Here is an 18690-nt window from a genome sequence, read left to right on the forward strand (position 1 = left end):
CTGGTAATGAATATTATGAGCTCAAACAGCAAATAGGGATCTACTTAAAAGATGAACTTATATCATGGAATTGGGATGGTGTGAATTAAGTAATGAAGCGCAGGGTGTTAATCCAAAGAAAACCGATTCTATTCAATATAAAGTTATTAATCAATTAAAGCAAGGTTATTACGATATAATATACGATGATGATTACTCAGGTGAAATTGCAGATATCGTAACCATAAAAGCTAATAGCGACAAGATCGAAATAAAGTTTTATCACTTGAAATTTGCTTTGGTGATGCAGTTATGGAATCTGTTGTTTTCTTAGGTACTAATACTACGGGATATGTAAAACCATATACCACTGGCAGTTATTCTGGATATAACTTTAATAATAGCTGGTCGGTCAGATCTGCCGGACTACCTACAGAGAGTGACTCAAATGCTTCTGGCGATTTTTCTGTTGATTATGCTGTAGGTTCTGGTATAGGAGTGGCTTTTACCAACAATTTAAACCCCAGTAATATAGTAAAAGTTGGCGATGTTGCTACTATTTCAACATCATCAAATCTTTTTAGATTGTCGACAGATGGTACACCTAAAAGATTAAAATATTTAGGCAAAAAGAAAAGAATTTTTCAAGTTACGGGTTCTATATCATTTCAAGTTCCCGCCGCCGGAACTTATATAATTTATATTTATAAAAACAATACAGTTTTAAGTCAATATAAAATCTATGGTAGAGGTACGGTTGCTAATGATATAGTGGTACTTCCACTAAATGCTAGTGTAGAATTATCTACTAATGATTATGTTGAATTATATGCTCAACGTTATACTGGAGGTAATGGTAATATTATTGTTCCAAATTTGACTTTAACCCTTAAATAATTACAAAATGCAACCTCCAGAGTCATTTGATTTTGGAGATTGCATTGAAATCGAATAGATTTTTCTTAATTTTCTAGATGGCAGTATTTACTACTGACGCCAATAGTCATTACCGCAAAACTGATTTAAATTCATAGATCACATCAATAAAGTCAATGCTTTAAACGTTTTTTATTCAAAACAGGAGATCTTGTAGATATAAAATAGATACCCAAAATAGGGTTGTAGATGTTTAGTATATACCATAAAATCATTTTTTACAGATTCCATAGTTAGTTTTGGATTAAATTTTAAGACCCTAAATCATGAGCAAAAAAGCACTTTCAATTATTTCGTACATCACTATTATTGGTTGGATTATCGCATACATCAACTACAACAAATTAACAGTAAAAGATTCATTAACCAGATTTCATTTAAAACAAGGATTAGGAATTGCTATTCTGGGAATCGCAATTTCAGTTGCCTTAACTATTATCGCAGTTATAGTACCCACTTTGGCAAGTATTTTGAGTTTTGTAAATCTTGGTGTTTTGGTATTATGGATTATGGGAATCATTAATGCAAACAACGAACAAGAAATTCCGGTTCCTGTAGTTGGTAAATTATTTACTGACAAATTTAATTTCATCAACTAAAGATCAAATTAAACCATGTCAAATCAGGAAATAGTATTCCCCAAAGGAGATAGTCAAAAAATGAATGATGCGTTTAAAAAGGCACAGGAAACATTTAAATATTTCTGGAGAGAGTTATCGTGGGAATCTAAAAGAATTATTCCTGCATTAAAGGTTGCATACGTAAAAGTGGCATTCTCTCAAAATATAAACGGAAGTGAAAACGCTGCTTTCGAACATATGTGGATCGATTGTATCTCATTTGATGGTGAACAAATCAGGGGTGTTTTGATAAACACCCCAAATGAGTTAACAAACATTAAAAACGGAGATGAGGTTATAGTTCCTCTAACCCAAATTAGTGATTGGTTATTTGCCATTCAGGGCAGTGAACCAAAAGGTGTTTCTAAACTATTTTCTGTTGCTCAGCCCAAAACTTTTGGAGGATTTACCATTCAGGCAATACGTTCAGAAATGACCAGCCAGGAGAGAAAAGATCATGACAAAGCCTGGGGCTTAGACTTTGGCGATTTCAATGAAGTGCTATTAGTTAATGGACAAAAACAAAATCCCGCAAACCTCATTGAACATCCAATGAGTAAAAACATGAGAGAGAAGTTCAGGGATTTTTTAAACCAGCATCCGGATGAAATTACGTATCAGGATCAGGAAGGATTCTCTTTATTACATCGGGAAACTATTGCCGGAAATTTGACTACTGTGGCAATTCTATTAGAATCCGGTGTAGATGTAAACATGAAAACCAATCAGGGCAAAACCGCATTAGATCTGGCAAAACAATTAAAATGGGAACATCTTATTCAAGTACTGGAAAATTGATTTGAAACCAAAATAAGAGTTCCATTAAAAGAATGATTATGTATTTTAATGTACCAATCGACTATAATAAAATATTCATCTTGTAGTTTTTTAGTTTGTGATTATGAACATCAAATTTTCATTAGTTTTATACTCAAAACACTAAGATTATTTAAAAGTTTGCGCGGTACATTAAAGTATATAAATTCCAAAATTTTGTATTTTCAAATCTTTTTTGAAAATAAATTCAATGCTAAATTTAAACTATGACTGAAGAACAAGGCAGAAAAATCAAAGACGATAACGACAAAATTATTAATCAAAAAGGCTATGTTGTTAATAATTGGTTACCCATTTTAGATACTCCAAATCTAAGAACGCTCGAAGAGATTAAAGGACGAATGTCAGTTATGAATGCTTTAATTAACATTGCATTCGAAGCCCCTGTTTTTATCATTAAAAATTGGATTGAAGATCATGATTTAAGCCAATATCTCTCAGATTCAGAAAAAGAAATATTAGGTAAGCAAAATGAAGATTTGACCCAATTTGAAATAAATTCCCTCAGATGGTACCTGGAATCCTTGTGGGCTTTTATGTGGGTGACAAATATGATTCCGGGACTTGAAGCGGAGGAATATATTGGAGATAATATGGCCTCGCTTTTACCCAATTTAGAGAACGGAGATGATAACAGCAAAATAAATAATTTAAAGACTTCAAAGTCTGAAATTGAGATTTGTACCGTACTAGATTATTATTACCGACTTCACTGGTATTGTGTTGATGAAAGATTGAATGGGCGGGAAGCCAAACTAAATGAAGGATTGGTATATGAAAGACGAAAATCATTAGAATGGATTTATAACCAGGAAAATGATTGGGATAATGTAGAAATGAGTACCTAAATAGTAGAAAAACGATACGTAAAAAAATAAATCTATTAAATGAAAAAGAAAACAATTTTAATCGTTGCAGTGCTTATAGGAATACTTTTAAGCGCAGGAATTTATAAATTTTACTTTGCAGATAATGATAGTAATGAAAAAAATAAAAAGGGCAAAACTGCCGTTATTGACGAAACAAAAAGCCCTAATGAAAATGCCGGTTCTAAGGAGTTAAGAACCAAAACAGGGAAAACAATTATGGTTACCGAAACGCATCCTATAGGCGTCATGATATCGACCATAACCATAACCACAAAAGGATTCAAAGAAAACAAATCGATTGAATTAGAAGATATTGACCCAATTGAAAAAATACAGCTAAAAGATCTTGACAACAATGGTTTTGAGGAAATATATTTCTTTACGCGATCCGGTGGATCTGGAGCCGGAGGTGATTTGTATGTATATGCATCAGACAAAGATGAAAGACTGGTAAAATGCGAAAAGGAAGAATTAGATAAAGATCAATATTGTAAAGGAGGATTTCTAGAAGGATTCATAGGAAATAACACTTATTCTTTTGATGAAAATATGGTCGTAATGGAATTTCCTCTTTTTGAGGATAATGATTTGAAATCAAGCACTACCGGAGTTATAAAAAAAATATATTATACTTTGAATCAGCCAAAATTAGAGATCATTAAAATTAATGCAAATGGTGCCGTTTATATAAAAGATGAGAGAGGTAACTTTGCGCTCGAAGAAGAACAAAAAGCTGATGAGAACGATAATACTAAAGAATTTAAAACTAAAACAAAAAAAACAATTGTTGTTACCGAATCGCATCCTTTTGGGCCAATGGTATCCAACATAAACATAACCACAAAAGGATTTAAAGAAAACAAATTAATTACATTAGAAGATATTGATCCAATTGAAAAAATACAGCTAAAAGACTTAGACAACAACGGTTTTGATGAAATGTACTTGTTTACACGATCCGTCGGATCTGAAGGTGGAGGTGATTTATATGTATATGTTTCGGATAAGGATGATAAACTGGTAAAATGTGAAAAAGAAAAATTAGATGAAATGGAACGTTCTAAAGCAGGATCACTAGAAGGATTCATGGGGAATAACAGATATTTTTTTGATAAAAATATGTTAGTGATGGAGTTTCCATTCTATAAAGAAAATGATGCAGTTCTTACACCTACAGGAAGAACCAAAAGAATCATTTATACTTTGAATCAGTTAAAATTAAAAATCAAAAATATTAGTATCAAGTAGTCCGGACTATCTATTATCTACCAATTTAATGAAGAACACAGAATAAGAGTCTTTAAAAATTGTAAAATAGTCAAGTATTATTTTTATTTACTAAATCATAATTTAGTATCCATGAATGTTAGCATATCTGTAAAACAATTGGGAAAAAAACATCCTGTTCTTCACGAAAAAAGTATTGAATTAGCCCTCACAAACCCTATTGTTACGACACAAACTCTCATTGAGTTAGTGGTTGAGCATCAGTTACAACTGTTTGAATCTTCTTCATTTGAATGGGAAGGCGAGGATAAAATACAGCTGCCAAAAGAAAACTACTTACCAATTTTAACAGATACCGGAAAAGTAGGTTTTGGAGCGCTGTACAATCACAACAAAGTTGATTTAAGAGCTGCACAAGAAACAGCAATTCAAGCTTTTGAGGATGGTATTTATGCTGTTTTTTGCGGTGACGATCAATTAGAGACATTAGCGGAAGAAATGAATTTACAAGAAAACAAAAGTATCACCTTTATCCGGCTTACTTTTTTGGCGGGAAGTTATTGGTAGTAAAAAGAAACAATAAACAAATTATCATAAAAATCATTCTAGAATAAAAAACAGAGCAGCATGACAATAGAAGATATTCTTAAAAGTAAGGCAATTGAAAGTCCTGTTAAAAGACTTAAAAAGGAATTAGAAGAAATGATTACGGACTATTCCGCATCTCAATTAGTGTCAAAAAACAGGCTTAAAAAAGAGGTGGCAGAGTTCGCTTTGCATTTGGTAAAACTTAAAGATAATTATTCGAGCGCTTATGTATCGCTGGGTTCTAAGGAATGTACTGAATTTAAAAAATGGATTACAGATGATATTTGGGAAGATAAAAATTACTACGATTTATTAGTCTATTTTTTTGGAACTGAAAATGTGGTATATGTAAAAGAAGCCTGGAAAAGATTACCACAAAAAATATATCAAAACAGCTATTCAAGACGTTCGTTCAGAGCGCCAAACAATAAAAAATATTTACTGGTTAATCAAATTAACTTTTTGCGCTCTTTACTCAATGGTACAACGCTTTATAGTTATCAAAATGGAAACACTTATTATAAACTAAGTATCGAAGATGAGATTCGTTTTGATAGCGAAATTTCTAATTCGACTAATCAGTTTATGATTTGGTCGGCCGCGATTGATTTGGGCAAAGAAAATCTTTTTCAATTATTTGAAGATATAATTTTTAATAAAGAGCCAAGAGGAAAAGTATCTCACCAGATCATCAAAGCGCTTTTAAACAGTGAGAGAAAAGAAAGTTGGGAACTTGTAGAAAAACTATTACTTGCCGCACAACGTCAGGAAGGCTTACGCCAAACGGTTTTAGAAACCCTTGACGAAACCTCAATTGGCGGTTTGCAATACATGATCAACGTTATTGTTGAACATAAATTAACCCGTTTTTCATCTGTTGTAAGAGCCATTGATACCTGGACAGGTTTAGGCTGGGAATCTGAAAAAGAAACTACAGTTCGAAATATCATTCATCTGGCAGCAGGTTATTTCGCCAATCCGGAGTCGATTGCAGCCGGAATTCAGAGCAAAAACAACAATGAAGTTTATATGGCACTTTGGGTGCAGGGTGTTTTTGATGTAGAAAAAACAGTTCCGTATCTGCAGGAATTAGTCGAAAAAGGATCTATAGAAAAAAAATGTCTCGCCCTGAAATTTGCCGGAGAAACCCAGGATCCTTATATCGAAATGCCACTCTATTTTAAGGCAATTGAAGAGGATAATTTACAGGTTTTGGCATTTGCAGTTCCGCGAATGAATGCACTGCTGGAAGCCAATACAAAATCAAAATTCTTCATGGATAGTGAGGATTATCCCAATTTCTTTGAGAAAGTATACGATCTGGCACAAACCATAACCGTAAAGGAAAAGTTTTTTGAAGGAAAGGTATTTTCATGGCTAAATGCTAAGTTTGAAAAAGACACACTTTATGCTGCCGCCATAAATTTAGTAGGCGAAAATGAGGATCGATTACAACTAATATTGCAGCATTTTGAAGGTTTTTCGATTAATTTAAGAGATAAACTTACACGAGAAATTGTAGGCGAATATTATTCTTATTCGTATTATAACTTAAATGATAATAGCCAAAAAGAGAAAAAAAATCCAACAGATCTTCAGAGAAATTTTGCTTTACGAATTTTAAAAGACAGGGGAGAAGCGCTTGTAGCTTCCGGTATTTCTGTTTTGAGTAATGTCAGTTTAAAAGAGGCAGAATTGGTTTTGTTTTATGAATTATTCAAACGCAAAAATTCAAATTTAAAGAAAAATTTAATTGGCATAATAGTACAGCAAAATGAGGCTCAAATTGTAAGTTTTATAGACAAAAGTTTAGAAACTGGCGATATCGAGCAGCGAATGTCTGCGTTAGACTTAATGTTACAATTGCAAAAAAGCAACAAATTAACCGATAAAGTCAATGATTGGGTCAAAGAGTATTTAGCACGACCAAAAATCTCTGAAAAAGAAACTAAATTTCTTGAACAATTAGAACCGGAAAAAAAGAAAAACATTCTAAGCGAAGAAAACGGATACAGTTTTTATAACCTTAATGAAATCTCAGCTTACGAATTGCCAAAAATAGAGAAAGATTCCTTGTATGCCAGAGCTTTAAAAATAGGGCAATACGGTTTCTCAAAGCCAATGTCTCATATAGAAGCAGAGGTTGCAAAGCTTTATAAATTATTTGAAGAAAATAGACATTACGAATATGAAATTGATATACATGATAATAGTAAACAAACCGTTATTCTTGGAAACAATTTCAATCAAATAAAAAATTTTTCTGATCAGGAAAAAGTAAGCGAGGAAGAAAGAGCTCATAATTATCCCTTATATAATGTTTGGTCACAATGGTTTGAAGATTCAGGATTGGCCGAAAGAGATTTGTTTTTGATGACTCTTTCAAGCAATTGCGACAGAAAAATATTCAGGGATTTTCTGGAAAAGCATGTTTTTTATTATAAAGAATTATTGCCACATCAAAACAAAAATGGGTATGATTGGAATAATGTGATTATAAACATTCTCAATGCCTTGCAGTTGAAATATGTTTTTAAAGAAAAACAGGATTTTTTAATTGATGCCTGCAGTACTTTGTATGCTGATATGCCGCAAGCTGTTTTAGAATATGAGCATAAACCAGGAAAGAACGACTATTATAATACAAATCAAAGCAACGGTTGGCAAAATCAAATGTTTTTTGATATTTATCTAAGCAAAATTAATTTAGAAATTTTAACAGATGAACAAACCAAAAAGGTCTGGAATCTTTACAGATGGAAACAATTAAACGGCTTAAAAAGAAATATCCCGTACCAGAAACCACCTCTGTTTTTATATTGTAAAGCGTATGCCTTAAAAATAATTACCGAGGGTGAACTTTATGAAGGAATCCTGGATAGTGAAAGAATTACTGTTTTAACAGACAGTGCAAAACATTACAGACATGTGGGAGGTGAAGATTTAATAGTCCAATTTCCGTTTTTGGTTCCGATAATTGATAAAATCAGAGAAACATTTTTGGATATTGAGTTAAAACGTGGTGATTCAAATACATCCGTTACGCATCTTGTTCAGGGATTTAGAAAAATATACGGCATCAATCGTTTTGTAGAAATATTGACAACACTTGGTAAAGCCAGTTTATACAAAGGCTATATTTATTCGTGGAGTTATACAGAGCTAACCAAACAAAAGTTATTTAGCTTTTTGCTCAAAAGATGTTATCCGTTAGCCACAGATACGCAGGAACGTTTTAACGAATTAATTAAACAATCAAAAATATCCGAAGAAAGGCTTATTCAGGCCGCTATATATGCGCCGCAATGGCAAAAACATACAAGTAAATATCTGGACTGGAAAGGTTTAGATGAAGGTATCTGGTGGCTGCATGCACACACAAAAACAGCAGCTTACAGCGATGTAAATTCAGAACTGGAAAGCGAAGTGGCAAAATTTTCAGCAATTGATCTTCAGGATTTTAAAGATGGAGCAGTCGATAAAAATTGGTTTTCATCAGCCTATAAACAATTAGGAAAAGCAAGATGGGAACTTTTATATGAAGCTGCAAAATACGTAGCAGATGGTAACGGACACAGACGTGCACGATTGTATGGCGACACTCTTACAGGAGATTTAAAAATAAGGGAAGTTACCTCCAAAGTAAAAGACAAAAGAGATCAGGATTATTTGCGCGTTTACGGATTAGTGCCTTTGAGTAAAACAAGTCCTGAAAAAGATATTCTGTCACGTTACGAATACGTGCAGCAATTTAAAAAAGAAAGCAAAGAATTTGGCTCCATGAAACAAGCCAGTGAAGCACTAGCGATTAGAGTAGCGCTGGAAAACTTAGCCCGAAATGCAGGTTATCCTGATCCGGTTCGTTTGACCTGGGCAATGGAAACCAAACAAGTACAAAATATCCTGTCGAAAGAAACTAATGTAACTCTTGAAGACATAACTATAAGTCTGGTTATCGATAAAGAAGGTAAAGCGGACTTAAAAACGGTGAAAGGCGATAAAGAATTAAAATCAATTCCGCCAAAATTCAAAAAAGATAAAACCATTCTGGAATTAACGGATTATAGAAAAACAATGCGCGAGCAATGGACACGCTCGAGAAAAGGACTTGAAGAAAGTATGATTCGTGGCGATGAATTTTTGTTTCCGGAAATGCAAAACCTTTTTGAACATCCCATTATTTCAAAACATCTGGAAAAATTAGTTTTTATATCAAATGAGGATCAAGTTGGTTTTTATATTGACGGAAATCTCGTAACAGCTTTAGGAGAAGTAATTGCATTAAACGAAAAGCAGACTTTTAGAATTGCGCATTGTTATGATTTGCATCAAAATAAAGTATGGACAGATTACCAAACCTATTGTTTTGATAACAAATTGAAACAGCCGTTTAAGCAAGTATTCAGAGAATTATATATTCCGACTCCGGATGAATTAAAAGAAAAATCAGTATCCAGAAGGTACGCCGGACATCAGGTTCAGCCCAAACAAACGCTGGCTTTATTGAAAACACGTGGATGGAAAGTAGATTATGAAGAAGGATTACAGAAAGTTTTTCATAAAAAAGGCTATCAGGTTAAAATTTACGCAATGGCCGATTGGTTTTCTCCGGCAGATGTAGAAAGTCCAACTTTAGAAACCATCGTATTTCATTCGTTAAAAGACTATAAAAATATTGCTTTTGAGGCTGTAGATCCAATAGATTTTTCAGAAGTAATGCGTGATATAGATTTATTTGTAAGTGTTGCACACGTTGGCGGAGTAGATCCGGAAGCAAGCCATTCATCTATCGAAATGAGAGCCGTATTATTAAGGGAAACATTGCGATTGTTTAAAATTAAAAATGTTGAAATCACTGAAAATCATGCCATCGTAAAAGGAAAAATGGCAGAATATAGTATTCATCTGGGAAGTGCTGTTGTGCACCAGATACCGGGTAAATATTTATCGATCCTGCCTGTTCATTCGCAACATCGGGGACGTTTGTTTCTCCCGTTTGCAGATGATGACCCAAAATCAGCCGAAGTAATGTCTAAAGTGTTATTATTTGCAAAAGATGACGAAATACAAGATCCAACGATCTTAAGTCAGATTGATAAAAGATTTGTAGAACCTGGTAAGCTTTAGATTAAAAAAAACATCTAAAAAAAATCCCCAATTATCATTAAAAATTACATCATGAAATCAAATTCAGAACTAGGTACATTCATTAGAAAAACCGCCATATCAAAGGCAATGCTATACATTGCTTATCCACTATTCGTTTTTCTAACCGGATTAAGTATTTTTATTTATTTTATACTTATTCGCTCAATAAACGACGGTAGTATTAACTTTTCAGAAGACATTAGTGTTTTATATTATTCGATCGCTTTTCTGATGACACTTGCTATACTTTTATTGGTTTTAGCAATTTACATATCACGAGGACCAATTTTTTATATATATGAAAATGCCATTATTATAAAGAACAAAGACACTAAAAAAACTTTATTTATTAAAGATATTCAGGATGTTTATTTGTTTACTTCCGGCAAAAACATATTGGGCATCAATAATATTGCGTTTCGTACCAATAACACTGAGGATTGGTATCCAATTTCAGCTAGATATTCAGCTATTTATATCGTTATTAAGTTTCTACGTTCCAGACACGCTGAATTGTATACACCCTTGGTATTAAAAAAACTGGAAGAAGGACATGCCGTAAATTTTACATATGTCGATTTTTCAAATTTGGTGATGAAACAATTTGCAGCCTTAAATACCAAGTCGTATTTAAATATAAAAACCAAAACCATGCAGTTGTACAAAGACAAACTGGTCGTTGAATCAGAAACGATTTATTTTGCAGATCTTCTTAGTTTTTCAGTGAGTGATTGGACCAATCAGATACAACTTACAAATAGGGCTAACAAAATAGTTTTCAAAAAAGCATTTACCTCCGTTTTTAGCGGTCACAGTTTTGTTGCTTTGCTTGACGAATTAGTTAATAAAAATAAAATATAAAACTAAGACGATTATTTACTGTATCTATATAGTAGTGTCAGAATTTCTTTCAGTAACGAAAAATTTCTGGGAAAATCCGTTAACAAACTAACCCGAAAAAAAAGTAAAAAATCAAAATCTCAATTCTCTAATTTTAAAAACGATACTAATATTTTAATACTTTACTAAATTGAAAAAGCCTGATATTTTAGAAATAGATATTACAGATAAAGGATTGAAAATTAATTCAGAACTATTTACATTTCCGATAGATTTAAACAAATTAAGTTTAATTTTTGGAGAGCCTGATTTTTTTAAAATGAAGTATAATGATATTTATACCTGGCATGAAATAGGAGTTTTGGGGTATTCAAAAAAGAAGAAACAAATTGAAACACTTGAAATTTATTTATCAAATCAAAAAGATCTAAAATTTAGTCCTCGGAAATTATTCAATCAGGTCCTTAAAATAAATGGGGAATCTTATCAGGAAATTAAATTTAAAAAAAATAAAAAATCAGATTTTGTTGAAAAACAAATAGGGAACAATTCTTTATATATGGAGTTCAACGAAAAGGATAGTCAATACTCTACTATAAGTATTACTGACTTTAAAGAGCCTCCAATCTTACAAGATCCGGATAGATATGACTATAAACCTGTAGCAGGAGAAAAAATGGAGTTTGCTGATTTCAATTTTAAACTTGCTATTATCCAGATTCTGATGTATGAAAAAGAATTGCTGCGGCCTAAATTTGATCTATATGAATTTGTAGAGCGTTATAAAGACAGAGAAATTGATGTTGACGAAGAAGGATATGCTTTAATACCAGAAGTAACAGCTTATTTTGAAAAACTGGAAATCGATAAAAAATTTGCCAGCGAAATAACCGAAATTTATCAGGATGGCGGTGATGATATATACCTGAATATGCTGTGTTTTTGGGACGGAGAAGATGATGTTTTCAATATAAATACAATTACAGATGTAGAACAGTTTTCCAATCTAAAAACGTTGTCTTTATTTAGTGACACTCAGTTTAAAGAAAGGGAATACCTGAAAAGTAAGGGAATAGGAGTAGAAAATATTTACATACGATAGAAAATAGTTATAATTCTTGGAGGAAATGTTTGTACAGGATTTAAATCCTTTTAAAGATAGAGATTATCAGAAAAGTAAATAATAAATAAATCGATGATACCAGAGAGTCATTCAAAAAAAAAAGTGCTGTGTCGTATTCCAGAGTCTGAGCATGCATATATTTAATATCTACAACTGTGATTCGAATATCTATTTTGTATCTACACTTTTTACGAAGGTACTTGTGAGTATCGCTTTTATTTATGTAAAGTACTGATTTGAAAGAATATATTTCCTTGTGGTATATAAATGTTTTATAATCAAACAAAAAGTCAGCAATTCTAAATTACAAAGAAATAAGTATGTTTGCAGACTAAAATATACCGTAAACTAATATGAAAAATATTGCCGTTTTTCTCTTATCTGCTGTTCTTTTATCTGCCTGTAAACAAGAAAAAAGTAAAACTTCAGATGATGGAACTAAAGTTTTAAGTACAACAAAAGATCTTTCTTTTAAAGTAAATAAAATTGATACTACAAATTTACCTGCCGCGTTAAAATATGAAGGCAATATTAAAAATGCTGTTCGTTGGCAAGATAATGCGGGTGATAATATTGTAATCACAACCGAGACTGGTCATTATATCAATCCAAAATTTAAGCATGAAAATGAAGATAGTTCTGATGCAGAATTGTTCGCGTATCATTATATAATTTCAGGTGATGAGGCTAAACAAACATGGAAAGTTTATGACTATATTTCGGATTGCCCTGTTGAAATTGCAGCCTATTTTGTTAAAAACACTTTTAATGTTACGGATTTGAATAAAAATGGAATTGCAGAGATATGGTTAATGTACAAAACTACTTGTCATGGAGATGTAAGTCCGTTGCAAATGAAAGTTATCATGTACGAAGGCAAAGAAAAATATGCTATGAGAGGTGAAAATAAAGTAATGTTAGAAACTTCGGAAGGAAAAGAAAAATTTATAGGTGGCGAATTTAAATTTGACGCAAATTTTGAAAAGGCGCCAAAAATTTTTAAAGAATTTGCTCTGAATTTATGGAACAAAAATATAATGCAAAAATGGGGAGATGATAACTAACGATAATTTTGGAATGAAGAAAACAAAAAATATTACAGAATAAGACCATAGGGAAAAATTTTAATTTGAAAGAATTGCATTATCTAATGATGTTTTTTTTGGAATACCAATCACATTGTTTGTAGACTATGGGTAAAATCTTTTAAATTGCACAATTGACATGAATATATTCTTAACTTTTGATTTCTATTACAAAAAAATGATACAAGTTAAATCCATTAGCACTAATTTTTGACATAAATATTTATAATATACTGCCATACAGCTCACAATTGCATTTTATTGTAAATGAAGATGTAATAAGATATTGGGATTTAGAGAATCTTAAACTTAAAATATGTATAATTTAAAGGCTTTATTAAAATCTCTTATGACCCTGCTTATAATGTGGTTTTTTGGACATGTTCTGTATATAGTCATTGATGGATTGACTGATACGTTAAAAAAAGCAGATGTTGCAGTTATTCTTGGCAACAAAGTAAACGACGACGGAACGCTCTCGGAACGTCTGGAAAAACGTTTGGAATGTGGCTTAATGTTATACCGAGAGAACCGCATAAAAAAAATTATAGTAAGTGGCGGATTAGGCAGAGAAGGGTATTATGAAGGAGACAAGATGAAGGAGTACTTAGTTTCAAATAAAGTTCCTGACTCTGTAATAATCGTTGATAATTTTGGAAATAATACACGTGCAACTGTCGATAATACTCTCAAATTAAAAGATAGCCTCCACTTTGTAAGCGTAATTGTGGTATCACAATATTTCCATGTCACGCGCACAAAAATGTTATTTAAAAAACGAGGCTTTCCCAATGCTACTAGTATAAGTCCAAAATATTTTGAATTTAGAGATCTTTATTCGATATTAAGGGAGTTTACGGGTTATTATACACAATGAAATTGTTTTCCCAATTTCAAGTCTATTTAATCAAATTTTGAAATATTTATTACTTTAAATTAATGTTATTTATATTAGTCGTCTGCGATAAATATCGGTATTGCATCAGATTTTTGCTGATTAATTACTTCATCTAAAAAATTACCCAAATTTGGGCAGCGTTGGGTGGTTCGCACACATATAAATAAGGAACCTAAAGTTTAACAAAACCTGCCAAATCAGAAATAAGACAAACAACAATGAATGAAAACGCCACTAACCCTGTGAACAAATTAATTTTATTTTTTGCATTAAGCATTGGCTTTACTTGTTTAAGCCAGCAAAAAGAAAGTTCAAAAAAGACACTTACAAAAGAAAATGAGAGTGTTGAAAAAGAGATTTTTGCATCGATGGATGAAAATGCAAATACTTTATTAAAAGATTCAAAAGCATATTCAGTTTCAATTGGAATTGTAAAAGATGGTAAAACCTACACCAAACATTATGGTGAAATAGATAAAGGGAAGAGAAATAAAGCCGACAATACTACCTTGTTTGAAATTGCCTCAATTACAAAAATTTTTACTGGAACGTTAATAGCAAAAGCCGTTTTGGATGGAAAAATAAATTTAGATGATGATATTAGAAACTATATGACAGGTTCTTATCCGAACTTAGAATACCATGGAACGCCTATACGTATTAAAGATTTGGTTTCGTTTAAATCTGGTTTTGATAAAGATTTGCCCAATAGAGACGAATTCCTGAAAAGCGAAAGTGATAATATGCCATTCCTGCTAAAAGAAATGGAAGAATCTTATAGCAAAGAACAATTTTTTAATGACTTAAAATCTATAAAATTAGACACATTGCCAGGTACTATTTATAAATACAGTAACGCCAGTGTGGAGTTAGCAGCTCATATTTTAGAAAATGTTTATCAAAAAAGTTATGAAACACTTTTGAAAGAAAATATCTTTTCCCCACTAAACTTAAAAAACACAAAACTACATTTAGACATAAATGAAACTATTGCCAATGGCTATAATGAAAAGAATATTCTAATGCCAAATATGCCCAATAGTCTTTGGGGTTCTGCTGGCTATTTGAAGTCTTCGATGAGTGACCTAACTACGTTTTTAAGTTTTGAATTAGACCAAAAAAATACAATAGTTCAAGAATCGCAAAGGAATTTATTAAAAAATGATGGAGTTTGGAATGGCTATTTTTGGGACGGAATAACTTCAGATTCTAATGGACTAAATTGTTGGAAACATGGTGGTGCCTTTGGTACTCAAAATTTGTTTGCTGTGTATCCCGAATATAATATGGGAATTTCTATTATCGTGAATCAAAGTGGTCGTAATACATCTTCATACCTATATGAAGCACGACAAAGTTTGGTAGATGATTTAAAACCATTTGGGAAAAAGTCAATTGGAAGAGCTATTGAGAAAAAATGCCTAGAAAATATCAGTGATGGTATTGTATACTATTATCAACTTAAAGAAAAAAGTATCCAACTTTATAATTTTTCAGATGAATCAGAACTTAATTCTCTGGGTTATAAATTTTTAAAAAGTGGAAGTATTGTTTCTGCTATTAAAATCTTTAAGCTTCTTGTAACAGAATTTCCTAATTCTGGAAATGCATATGATAGTTTAGGAGAAGCTTATTTTAATAATAAAGAATATAATTTATCTAAACAAAATTATCAAAAAGCATTAGAACTAAATCCTAAGAATGATAATGCCAAAGAAATGATTAAAAAAACAGAACAGATAAAAAAATCTAATCCCTAAAAAACCAGCAGATAACCGCCGTTTGGAATTGGCAGGTTTAGGCTTAATTTAAAGATGGTTTTGTACTTGTAAAGGTAGTCATTAATCGAAAGTTTAGACTTCCTTAATCCTCCACATCACCAAGCGGCCAAACGTTAACTGTCAGGCTAAAAAACGAAAAGCAATAAAAAACGAAAAAATGTTTGAACAATATACAATAGAAACAGCACCTGAGAATTCAAAAGAACTTCTTCAAAACATTTTTAATAAATTTGGATTTGTACCTAATCAAGACAAAATATTAGCTGTATCGCCTTCAATATATCAAGCCTATAATCAATCATTTGATTTGTTTTTAGGAAAATCTACCTTAGGACTTTTAGAAGGCCAAATTATTCTTATGACAGTTAGTTTTGAAAATAGCAGTCCGTACTGTATGGCTTTGCACTCTTGGGGAATGGAAATGACTAAAGTACCAATGGAAATTATTAATGCACTAAGAAATGGGCAACAAATCAAAGACGAAAAACTTGAAACTTTACGAAATTTCACAAAGCAACTAATTCTTAAAAAAGGTCAAATAGAAACATATGAATTAGAAAAATTTTTGAATGCGGGATTTACTCAACAAAATGCAATTGAAATTATTGGAGGAATTGGAAGCAAGACAATCACCAATTTGACTAATATAATTGCAAAAACACCTCTTGATGATTCAATGAAAAACTACATTTGGCAGCGTCCTGAGTGAACTAGAACAATTGAAACAAGCACGAAAAGCGAAGAAGTGATTGCGCATGATGGCACTTTAATAGAGAAAGCTAGTTTGTAGGATGAAATGGTAAATTCAAAACGGTATTTATTTTGCCGGCAACCGCTATAATTTCTAAACGTTAATGGCAACTAAAAAACTGATTCCATATGAAAGACTTCTTACGCCACATAAATTTGAAAAACCAGAAGTTTAACTGTTATTTATGTACTGACGATAGCGAAAAGATAAACTTGACAGTTAACATAACAAACAGACTAAATTATGGTGCAAAAGAAACTGATATTAAATTCCTCAAAAAACTAATACGAGGGGAGTGTGGCGTTAATCAAATCCTTTTCTTTTTAAACCTCTGTCAACTCGCTTAAAATCTGGAAATCTTCAAGTAAAAGGTTCGAATTTTGTACCAAGGAGTCACTTGAGGAGACAACTACTTTGTAGTTGTCTCTTTTTTGTATCTATAAATAATTGTTTATCAAGCTTTTATCACCTGATATTTTACGGTTCGATTTTTTTCATGGGGAATCCCTAGTCTGTTTGAAATAACAGTCTAAAAGCAGGTTATTCGTGATTTAACAGGGACTAAGAGTGGTTCGAAGTCTCATTAAGGATATGGTATTTTTTTCTCTTTTGGTTTGTCGTAATTTTTTGATACTAAATATAGTAATTACAAAATAATTTTAGCTTCCTTCTCATCTACCTGAATGCCGTTCTTGGAAAGTTACGTTTAAATTTAGAAGTATAAATATTAAGTATAAATATAAGTATTATAATGTATTAGTAGGAGTGAGGCTAGTTTTCCAATATTCTATGATATTGCTTATTACGGTTTTAAACTTCAAGAAGTCGTCCTCCTTTTTAAAATATCCTTGAACATGACAGGAATAGGCTTTAATGACATTTTCTGGTGTTTTTGAAGTAGAAAGAAAGATATATGGTACGCATTTTTCGCTTATTTCTGGGATCTCAAGTATTTGCTGGCGAAGTTCAAATCCATTTAGCTTCGGCATATTAATGTCAGAAAATATAATAAAAGGAGTTATCAAAGGATTTGACAAATAGGCAATGGCATCCATTGGATCATCAATCAATGTTATCTTATTGGGATAAGATAAACTTTCAAATATGTCCATTAGTAATAACCTGTCATCTTCGTCGTCTTCTATTATAATTATTTCGCCGTTTCTTCTCATATATTGTAAAGATAGGATAACTCCACTGATTTTTACTAACTCTATTAGGATAATTTATTGGATTTATGCAATAGAAATTACTTACGGAAATTAATGTAAGTGAGTAAATTTCCGGCTAGGCGAAATTAATTTCATTTATAAAAAAAACATAATCTGAATAAAAAAATGATTCTTTTATCTAACATTAAAACAAACACATTGCACTGCAACTTTCAAAATCGGTGACGTTAGATTTTTGATTTTTAAATTATTGCATTTCTTCAGTTTCCGAAGGTTTCCAGGTCTTGTCAAACCAAGACTTCTGAGGACCATAAAAGCGCAGAATAATGCTCCATCCTTTATCATGTAATGTCTGCACCCAATTACTTTCTTTTCCTGCAGGTGATTTAGGTCCAAGATACAAATCTACAGAACCGTCAGCATTCACCTGAGTTTCTTTTTTCTGGCTGCTGACACTCCGAAACTGCTGATCAGTTTGAAGCATAGGGCGGGTCTGATTGTCATACAGAACTACTGACCAAAACTGTTTTGCCGGAATATCCACTTCAAATGCAATTTGCCACGATCTTGCCACAAAACTTGAAGTAGATAATTTTAAAGCATATCCCTTGTTATGTGGAGCTTATAAATTCTGAGCCTATCTTTAAAGCCTGTACTGACGGGCGGTCGCAAGGTTCTTAAATAATAGGTTATAGAATAAGTGTACTTCAAGAAATTGATGATAGATGTACTTAGCAAATCGTTCAGCTGCAGATTCGAACCTAACAGTTGGATCGACTATCATAACTCGTTTTCTATTTCTAAAATACTGGTGCGCCACGATTCTGCCACGAAAC

Annotated in this window: 16 protein-coding genes; 14 read left to right on the forward strand and 2 right to left on the reverse strand. The window is 32.0% G+C overall.

The features are described from left to right. The first annotated feature begins 64 nt into the window (after positions 1 to 64). From ACHZDT_RS18355 to ACHZDT_RS18420, 14 genes are all read left to right on the forward strand, one after another. Entirely contained in the window at positions 65 to 313 is a 249-nt protein-coding gene (locus ACHZDT_RS18355; RefSeq protein ID WP_394776130.1) for a hypothetical protein, read from the forward strand. Further along, positions 292 to 876 carry a hypothetical protein gene (locus ACHZDT_RS18360; RefSeq protein WP_394776132.1) on the forward strand — a complete coding sequence of 195 codons (585 nt, stop codon included), beginning with the start codon at positions 292 to 294 and terminating at the stop codon, positions 874 to 876. The genes ACHZDT_RS18355 and ACHZDT_RS18360 overlap by 22 nt, the downstream gene beginning before the upstream one ends. A 305-nt stretch (positions 877 to 1181) precedes the next feature. Next, positions 1182 to 1514: a DUF4870 domain-containing protein gene (locus ACHZDT_RS18365; protein ID WP_394776133.1), complete on the forward strand. Its 333-nt coding sequence runs from the start codon at positions 1182 to 1184 to the stop codon at positions 1512 to 1514. A gap of 15 nt (positions 1515 to 1529) precedes the next feature. Continuing rightward, complete coding sequence (locus ACHZDT_RS18370) at positions 1530 to 2333, forward strand: DUF2314 domain-containing protein (protein ID WP_394776135.1); 804 nt, start codon at positions 1530 to 1532, stop codon at positions 2331 to 2333. A 245-nt stretch (positions 2334 to 2578) separates the two neighbouring features. Then, positions 2579 to 3220 carry a DUF4272 domain-containing protein gene (locus ACHZDT_RS18375; protein WP_394776136.1) on the forward strand — a complete coding sequence of 214 codons (642 nt, stop codon included), beginning with the start codon at positions 2579 to 2581 and terminating at the stop codon, positions 3218 to 3220. A 39-nt stretch (positions 3221 to 3259) separates the two neighbouring features. Next, on the forward strand, positions 3260 to 4489 hold the full coding sequence (locus tag ACHZDT_RS18380; protein WP_394776137.1) for a hypothetical protein: 1230 nt from the start codon (positions 3260 to 3262) through the stop codon (positions 4487 to 4489). A gap of 111 nt (positions 4490 to 4600) precedes the next feature. Further along, positions 4601 to 5035 (forward strand): hypothetical protein, encoded by a 435-nt coding sequence (locus tag ACHZDT_RS18385; protein WP_394776138.1) that lies wholly within the window; start codon positions 4601 to 4603, stop codon positions 5033 to 5035. Between the two features lie 60 nt (positions 5036 to 5095). Beyond that, positions 5096 to 10183, forward strand: coding sequence for a DUF4132 domain-containing protein (locus ACHZDT_RS18390; RefSeq protein ID WP_394776139.1), 5088 nt, complete (start codon positions 5096 to 5098; stop codon positions 10181 to 10183). Between the two features lie 51 nt (positions 10184 to 10234). Continuing rightward, a complete protein-coding gene (locus ACHZDT_RS18395; RefSeq protein WP_394776140.1) occupies positions 10235 to 11065 on the forward strand; it encodes a hypothetical protein in 831 nt (276 codons plus the stop codon). 169 nt (positions 11066 to 11234) lie between these two features. Then, positions 11235 to 12146: a DUF6892 domain-containing protein gene (locus ACHZDT_RS18400; RefSeq protein WP_394776141.1), complete on the forward strand. Its 912-nt coding sequence runs from the start codon at positions 11235 to 11237 to the stop codon at positions 12144 to 12146. A gap of 374 nt (positions 12147 to 12520) precedes the next feature. Further along, positions 12521 to 13231, forward strand: coding sequence for a M949_RS01915 family surface polysaccharide biosynthesis protein (locus tag ACHZDT_RS18405; RefSeq protein ID WP_394776142.1), 711 nt, complete (start codon positions 12521 to 12523; stop codon positions 13229 to 13231). A 337-nt stretch (positions 13232 to 13568) separates the two neighbouring features. After that, positions 13569 to 14129, forward strand: a complete 561-nt coding sequence (locus ACHZDT_RS18410) for a YdcF family protein (protein WP_394776143.1) — start codon at positions 13569 to 13571, stop codon at positions 14127 to 14129. 239 nt (positions 14130 to 14368) lie between these two features. Next, the gene (locus tag ACHZDT_RS18415) at positions 14369 to 15910 is read left to right on the forward strand and encodes a serine hydrolase (protein ID WP_394776144.1); all 1542 of its coding nucleotides are present in this window, start codon (positions 14369 to 14371) and stop codon (positions 15908 to 15910) included. 178 nt (positions 15911 to 16088) lie between these two features. Beyond that, positions 16089 to 16640 (forward strand): carboxymuconolactone decarboxylase family protein, encoded by a 552-nt coding sequence (locus tag ACHZDT_RS18420; RefSeq protein WP_394776145.1) that lies wholly within the window; start codon positions 16089 to 16091, stop codon positions 16638 to 16640. A gap of 788 nt (positions 16641 to 17428) precedes the next feature. Here ACHZDT_RS18420 and ACHZDT_RS18425 read toward each other — a convergent pair. Continuing rightward, positions 17429 to 17854, reverse strand: coding sequence for a response regulator (locus tag ACHZDT_RS18425; protein ID WP_394776146.1), 426 nt, complete (start codon positions 17852 to 17854; stop codon positions 17429 to 17431). Positions 17855 to 18101: 247 nt separating this feature from the next. After that, entirely contained in the window at positions 18102 to 18428 is a 327-nt protein-coding gene (locus ACHZDT_RS18430) for a DUF1214 domain-containing protein (RefSeq protein WP_394776147.1), read from the reverse strand. Between the last annotated feature and the right edge of the window lie 262 nt (positions 18429 to 18690).

The sequence above is a fragment of the Flavobacterium sp. genome (genome assembly GCF_043722275.1).
In the GTDB taxonomy this organism is placed as follows: domain Bacteria; phylum Bacteroidota; class Bacteroidia; order Flavobacteriales; family Flavobacteriaceae; genus Flavobacterium.

Bases quoted from the DNA above. Each gene is read 5' to 3' on its own strand.
- ACHZDT_RS18355 (WP_394776130.1), top strand. From the start codon at position 65: ATGGAATTGGGATGGTGTGAATTAAGTAATGAAGCGCAGGGTGTTAAT.
- ACHZDT_RS18360 (WP_394776132.1), top strand. From the start codon at position 292: ATGGAATCTGTTGTTTTCTTAGGTACTAATACTACGGGATATGTAAAA.
- ACHZDT_RS18365 (WP_394776133.1), top strand. From the start codon at position 1,182: ATGAGCAAAAAAGCACTTTCAATTATTTCGTACATCACTATTATTGGT.
- ACHZDT_RS18370 (WP_394776135.1), top strand. From the start codon at position 1,530: ATGTCAAATCAGGAAATAGTATTCCCCAAAGGAGATAGTCAAAAAATG.
- ACHZDT_RS18375 (WP_394776136.1), top strand. From the start codon at position 2,579: ATGACTGAAGAACAAGGCAGAAAAATCAAAGACGATAACGACAAAATT.
- ACHZDT_RS18380 (WP_394776137.1), top strand. From the start codon at position 3,260: ATGAAAAAGAAAACAATTTTAATCGTTGCAGTGCTTATAGGAATACTT.
- ACHZDT_RS18385 (WP_394776138.1), top strand. From the start codon at position 4,601: ATGAATGTTAGCATATCTGTAAAACAATTGGGAAAAAAACATCCTGTT.
- ACHZDT_RS18390 (WP_394776139.1), top strand. From the start codon at position 5,096: ATGACAATAGAAGATATTCTTAAAAGTAAGGCAATTGAAAGTCCTGTT.
- ACHZDT_RS18395 (WP_394776140.1), top strand. From the start codon at position 10,235: ATGAAATCAAATTCAGAACTAGGTACATTCATTAGAAAAACCGCCATA.
- ACHZDT_RS18405 (WP_394776142.1), top strand. From the start codon at position 12,521: ATGAAAAATATTGCCGTTTTTCTCTTATCTGCTGTTCTTTTATCTGCC.
- ACHZDT_RS18410 (WP_394776143.1), top strand. From the start codon at position 13,569: ATGTATAATTTAAAGGCTTTATTAAAATCTCTTATGACCCTGCTTATA.
- ACHZDT_RS18415 (WP_394776144.1), top strand. From the start codon at position 14,369: ATGAATGAAAACGCCACTAACCCTGTGAACAAATTAATTTTATTTTTT.
- ACHZDT_RS18420 (WP_394776145.1), top strand. From the start codon at position 16,089: ATGTTTGAACAATATACAATAGAAACAGCACCTGAGAATTCAAAAGAA.
- ACHZDT_RS18425 (WP_394776146.1), bottom strand. From the start codon at position 17,854: ATGAGAAGAAACGGCGAAATAATTATAATAGAAGACGACGAAGATGAC.